At 36.5% G+C, this 5,961-nt stretch carries 6 protein-coding genes; 1 reads left to right on the top strand and 5 read right to left on the bottom strand.

The window, feature by feature from the left end; genetic code table 11:
• Window positions 1-987, bottom strand: a 987-nt coding sequence (locus B2R82_RS05025) for an MFS transporter (RefSeq protein ID WP_414674118.1), incomplete at its 3' end; no start/stop codon positions are given.
• Window positions 988-1,349: 362 nt separating this feature from the next.
• A complete protein-coding gene (locus B2R82_RS05020) occupies window positions 1,350-1,997 on the bottom strand; it encodes an ArsR/SmtB family transcription factor (RefSeq protein ID WP_286923836.1) in 648 nt (215 codons plus the stop codon).
• A gap of 239 nt (window positions 1,998-2,236) precedes the next feature.
• On the opposite strand from B2R82_RS05020, the gene B2R82_RS05015 reads away from it, so the two are divergent.
• A complete protein-coding gene (locus tag B2R82_RS05015) occupies window positions 2,237-3,004 on the top strand; it encodes a GNAT family N-acetyltransferase (RefSeq protein WP_286923832.1) in 768 nt (255 codons plus the stop codon).
• A 79-nt stretch (window positions 3,005-3,083) separates the two neighbouring features.
• On the opposite strand, the gene B2R82_RS05010 is transcribed toward B2R82_RS05015, so the two are convergent.
• The 3 genes from B2R82_RS05010 to B2R82_RS05000 form a co-directional block, all read right to left on the bottom strand.
• Complete coding sequence (locus tag B2R82_RS05010) at window positions 3,084-4,271, bottom strand: MFS transporter (RefSeq protein ID WP_286923831.1); 1,188 nt, start codon at window positions 4,269-4,271, stop codon at window positions 3,084-3,086.
• A 268-nt stretch (window positions 4,272-4,539) separates the two neighbouring features.
• Window positions 4,540-5,406, bottom strand: a complete 867-nt coding sequence (locus B2R82_RS05005; RefSeq protein ID WP_286923830.1) for a metal ABC transporter permease — start codon at window positions 5,404-5,406, stop codon at window positions 4,540-4,542.
• On the bottom strand, window positions 5,403-5,961 hold a 559-nt coding region (locus B2R82_RS05000; RefSeq protein ID WP_286923829.1), incomplete at its 5' end, for a metal ABC transporter permease. The genes B2R82_RS05000 and B2R82_RS05005, both read right to left, overlap by 4 nt.

The raw sequence follows: 5,961 nt of genomic DNA, 5'->3' as shown, positions 1-5,961 counted from the left end.
TTGAGCAGTACCACTAATTAAGCCAAAGTTCCAGCCCAATCCTAGTAAAGAAAGTGCAATGATTAATAGCGCCATCGAATCGCTTGGTGCGAATGCTGCTAATAAACCTGCCAATAACAAAGTAATGCCCGAAGCTATACTCATGGCAGTGCGCCCAATTTTATCAACAAGAATTCCTGTTACAAGAGAAGGAAGATACATGGAGCCTACATGAAATCCGATAACAATTCCTACTTCCGTCAGACCATGTCCATGATGCTTCATATGTACTGGTGTCATCGTCATAATTGCAACCATTACAATCTGAGTAAGTACCATAACTGTTGCACCGACTGCTAGACCTCTTTTATTGTTTGTGGGATGTATAGATAGCGTATTAGTTTCAGATGCAGACTTTTCTTTATATGCTTCAATCCTTTTTGCAATTTCTAACGGATCAGGACGCAACATAATAAATAGGACAAGACCTGCTAAGATAAATGCTGTTGCTGATAAGATAAATGGACCTGCTAGCGATGGAACACCAATAGATACAGCAAATTTACCCATAATTTCTACTAAATTTGGACCAGCGACAGCCCCAAATGTAGTCATCACCATGGTTGTGCTAATAGCCTTTGCTCGCTGTTTATTAGTTGCTAAATCAGTTCCAGCATAGCGAGCTTGTAAATTGGTTGCGGTTCCTGCTCCATAGATTAAAAGGGAAGCAAATAATAAAATAACGCTATTCATCATGGCAGCCATCACAACACCTATAGCACCTAGACCACCGACAATAAACCCTGCTGATAAGCCTGTACGACGCCCATAGTGCTGTGATAGTCTTCCTACAATGAAAGCGGCTCCTGCTGACCCTAACGTAAATAAAGCGGAAGGTACTCCTGCATAAGCATCCGTTCCAAGCATTTGTTGAGCTAAAAGAGCCCCTACCGTAATACCTGCAGCTAGTCCTGCTCCGCCGAATATTTGAGATAGACTAACAACCATCAACACACGCCTATATAGACTTTGTAGCTTTTCGGGTGATTCTATATACTGTTCAATGGAATCTTGTGATTGATTAAACACTTCACAACACCTACTTTCTATTATTCTCAATTGTTAAAACAGAATCATTTTGTCAGCCCATTCGATAATAAGAGATTTAAACTAGTTATCTCGACTTTAAGCATGTTCCACAAGCCAATTCTACAAATTTATTCTTTAGCGCTTTCACATTAAAACTTGGATGTTCAATTTTTTACATTCTCAGCTTCTCCTATTAAAATATTTTTACTTTTTTATTCATGCAGCATTCGCGCACCTTCTCTTGTTCTTTTGTCTCTATAATAAAACCTAATTTCATATGATTATTTTGCTAATTGCTGCCATTTTCTAAAGCCCTCTTCTAATCTAAAAGCATTAATTCCACTTGCCTTCAGAATTTTTACCGCTTCGGCAGACATTAAACAATAAGGTCCTCTACAATAAGCAACAACATCACAATTGGTTGGTAACGATGCTAGGTGCGTTTCTAATTCCCCAATAGGAATCGATACCGCTCCTGGAATATGGGCTTTTTCAAATTCCTCCTTAGGTCTTACATCAAGTAACAATACCTCCCCTTTATTCATACGGCTAGCAAGATCTGTTAGGGTGATTCCATCTAATCCAAGTTGATTATTTAAAAACTCTTCCCTTATTTGTTGAACCTGGCTAAGTTGTTTTTCCGATAATGCATGGAATGTGGTTAAAAAATCGGCTATGATTTCATTGGCTAGTTCATAAAAAACAAAATTTCCTTCTTTTTTAAATATGACTAATCTTGCATTAAATAGTACTTTCAAATGCTGTGATACATTGGCTACTGACATATCCGTATTTTTGGCTAATGCCTCCACAGATTTAGGGCCTTGAGATAAAATATCAAGAATTTCTAATCGTTTTGGACTTGATAAGCATTTCCCTATCCTTGCAAACTCTTGATATAATAAGTCCTTTAAATTTCGTTCGTCCACCATACAAACAAACCACCCTTCAACTATTCAATTAATTTATTGAATAGTTGGATTTTAAGCTTAACACAACCTTTTGTCAAACAAGAAAGGGGTTGACTAAAAATGAAAGGAACAATTATTAAACATATTTTCAGAAAATTATGGGAGGATATAAAAACAGTGAACTCCGTATTTTTTATCTTTCATTGACTTTATAATGAAATAGAGTGCGCACTACTAAAAGCGGAAGGTTGAAAAATATGAAAACAAATCAACAATTAGTGATAAGTAATTTAGAGGAAAAACTAAAGCTATTTACTCATGCAGTTTCTGGGGAATTGATAAAGGAAGCTAACTATGTAATAGCTAACACGGAGATTCCTACTGATACATTTAATATGCTATTGGCAAACTCCCCTACGATTCACAACCAAAACCATATTAAACAAGCAATCAATCATTTTATTGTAAAAGAGCTTCCTTTTAGTACGTGGGTGGATGCTAATAATCTAAGCAATGACTGGCTACAATTGATAAAGGAACATAATTTAAAGGAAGCTGAACGAAATATTATGATGAAGCTTGACCATACACTTCATACTGGTCAACGAATTTCCAATCATCTTAACATTACACAAGTAAGCAATAAGGAAGGGCTTCTTCAATATAAAGAGGTTTTTCTAAGTTTATTTGAAGGCACACCGGAAAGAGATGCGCTGGAAATTTATTTTCGTAAATTCTCACAGGAAAAATTAGCATCAAACGCTCGAATGTTTATTGGTTGTATAATGGAAATGCCTGTAGCTACAGGTTTATTAATCGAAGATAACGATAGCTACGGTATTTATGATGTGATGACAAAAGAAACGTTTAGAGGTAAGGGCTATGGCAGTGAGATGTTTCAATTCCTACTCAATCAAACAATCGATAAACAAAAGCCAGTAGTCTTACAGGCATCAGAGGATGGAAAAAATATTTATAAACGCTTCGGATTTAAAGAAGTTGGAGAAATGATTGTCTTTGAATAAGGGTTAGGTAGGCTCTCTTTGCCTATAAAAATAGAGTCCATTTTGATACAAACTCAAAATGGGCTCTTACTATTTTTCATTATTGTACCTGCATCACTACATTTTTTTTCCTTGAATAAAGTAAAAAAGAAATCGTTAGGCTCAAGCTTATAATCCCAAAAACAAGCCCCATCCCACTTAGTCCAATTAAATCAAGCATCATACCCGTTGATAATAGGACAACCTGAAAGATTACAGAATCAATCATATTGCGGAAGGAGAAAAATCGACCGTGGAAATCTTTAGGTACTTGCTTTTGAAAAATGACCATAGTAGTTGGGAAAAAGCATCCTACTGAAAATCCAAAAACGGCAAATGTCAGGAGTGCAAAGAATTTTATATCAGCTAATAAAAGCATGAGCTCCATTGAACCAATAATAAATGCTAAAGTGAAGAGCAAGGTCCCTATTTTCACTCGTTCTGCTATCATTTTCAAGCCAGCTGCTCCCAGCATGAAACCGATGCCTTCAACTGTATATAATAATCCTGAGATAGTCGTTGACTGATGAATTTCGGAAATCTTCATAATGACTAAATTAAAGGAGCCTAAAAATAACGTTGGAATAAGCATTAGGACAAGAGTCATCAAGACGATAGGATGCTCCTTTACCATTGGTAGAACCTCTTTGAAGTTACCCTTTTCCTTATTCATTAAAGATGGATTTTCCGCTTCATCTAACTGTAGGAAACTCGTAATAATAAACATAATAATATAGACAATAAATGAAATAATATATAACCATTTCAGCTCAAAGAAGCTTAACATAAATCCTGCTGCAGCAGTACCAATAATTCTCGAAATTGTCCGAGCATTCATTTGCCATGCATTTAAGGCCATTAAATCTTTATCCTTAACAATCATCGGAATAATTGATTGGAGGGCAGGCATATAAAAGGCTGCCGCAATTTGCAAGGTAATTAAAAAAAGAATCATCCAAATTACCGAATTTGTGTAGAGTGCTATAAACATAAATAGGACACTAATAATTCGAGCAGCACTTGCCTGCTGTACAACGGTTTTCTTCCTCGATCGATCAATAATACGTCCAGCCAATGGACCAACTACTAAACCTGCTAATATACCACAAGAAATAATTAAAGATTTGTGAAAATCAGAAGGTACAACCTCTTGCATAAAAGCGAGATTTCCAATGATGCCTGCCCACAGGCCAAGACCTACGACAAATTCACCTAGTAAAATAATCCATACATTCCGATTGCGCCACATGCTGTATCTCCCCTGTTGTTCTATATTCGATTCAATTAATATCACTCATCTTAACAAAATGAAAATAGTTCGTATATAGAAATATATAAATTTTTAAATATTTTAATGCTAAAAAACGGGGCTGGCTAACCAAAAGTCAATTTTGCTTCGTAATGGATCTAACCTCATGTAAACTAAATGTAAGCTGAATAAAAGGAGAATAAAAGGAGAATAAAAAAATAGTAAAAGGAATCGAGAATGATTGCTCGATTCCTTTAATATGATCCTTTTATACTTCTAATTTACTTACAAGTGCTTTTCTGCGTTGATCGATGATTTTTTGACTGATCAATGTCATCACAAATAGAACACCCACTATAGTCGCCATCATCCCTGCAATGGACGTATCCCAAAACTTTGCCAAATAATAGCCTATAACTGCTGCGGCAGCACCAAAAGCCATGCTATATAAAAACATTTGCTTAATTGATTTACTTATTAAATAGGAAGTGGCTGCAGGTCCTATTAGCATTGCAACAACTAAAATAGCACCGACACTATCAAAGGCAGCTACCGTTGTAAAGGAGATTGATGTCATAAACCCATAATGTAGAAATAGTACGGGAACACCAATGGAGGCAGCATATACAGGGTCAAAGGTAGTGAGCTTCATTTCCTTAAAGAATAATAGAAGGAACCCTATGTTAATGAGGAGCACAAGCAATAGCATCCATACAGCCTTTGGCAATGTAATGGAAAGAAATGTCCATCTATCCCAAGGAACAAAAGCAATTTCTCCCATTAATACGTGCTCCACATCTAAATGGACATTACCCGCAAATAAAGTAATGAGGAGCACACCAGCTGCAAACAAGGACGTAAAGACCACACCAATAGCTGCGTCTTCCTGTATACCTGAAGAATGTAGCAATTGCACTAGGTAGGCTGTTAAAATCCCTGCAACTGCTGCACCGACGAGCATCCAAAAACCATTTAATGTTTGGGTAATAATATACGCCATTACAATACCAAACAATACGGTATGGCTAATCGCATCAGCAATCATTGACATTCTACGCAAGATTAGAAAAACCCCTGCAATCCCACAGGTAATACCGACTAAAATGCCGGTTAAAATAACCCAAAATTCTATCATCCTAGCTCACCTTGCTTTCGAAACTGCATTTTTCTACGAAATTTACTAATTTGACCAGACGGGCTTATGAAATACGAAAGAAAGAATATAGCAGCCGCTACTAATACAATAATTGGTCCAGTTGATAAGCCGGTGCGCATAGCACTTATAAAGGTTCCCGTAATGCCAGATACCCCACCAATAATGGCACTTAGCATAAGCATGGAACTCAATTTTTTCGTCCATAATTTTGCACTTGCAGCAGGAATAATTAATAATGCAGACATGAGAATAACACCCACTGCCTGTATACCTGTTACGATCGTCATAACAATTAAAACGGTAAGTGTTGCCTTTAATGCTTCAATAGGTAAACCAATACCTTTGGCATACACTGGATCAAAGATTAGTAGCTTCCACTCTTTATAGAGTAGGAGACTGACTAAAATAATAATTGTAGCACTAATAAAAAGCCACATTAAATCTGCCTTTGTCATTGTTGCTGCCTTACCAAAAATAAAATTGTTCAGCCCACTTTGATTACCTAAAGGACTGCGATTAACTACCGTTAAAAAG

The organism is Lysinibacillus sp. UBA6686 (assembly GCF_002455205.1).
Classification (GTDB): Bacteria; Bacillota; Bacilli; order Bacillales_A; family Planococcaceae; genus Lysinibacillus; species Lysinibacillus pakistanensis.
The sequence above is the reverse complement of the archived record's forward strand: the minus strand, read 5'-3'. Positions and strand labels throughout refer to the sequence as shown.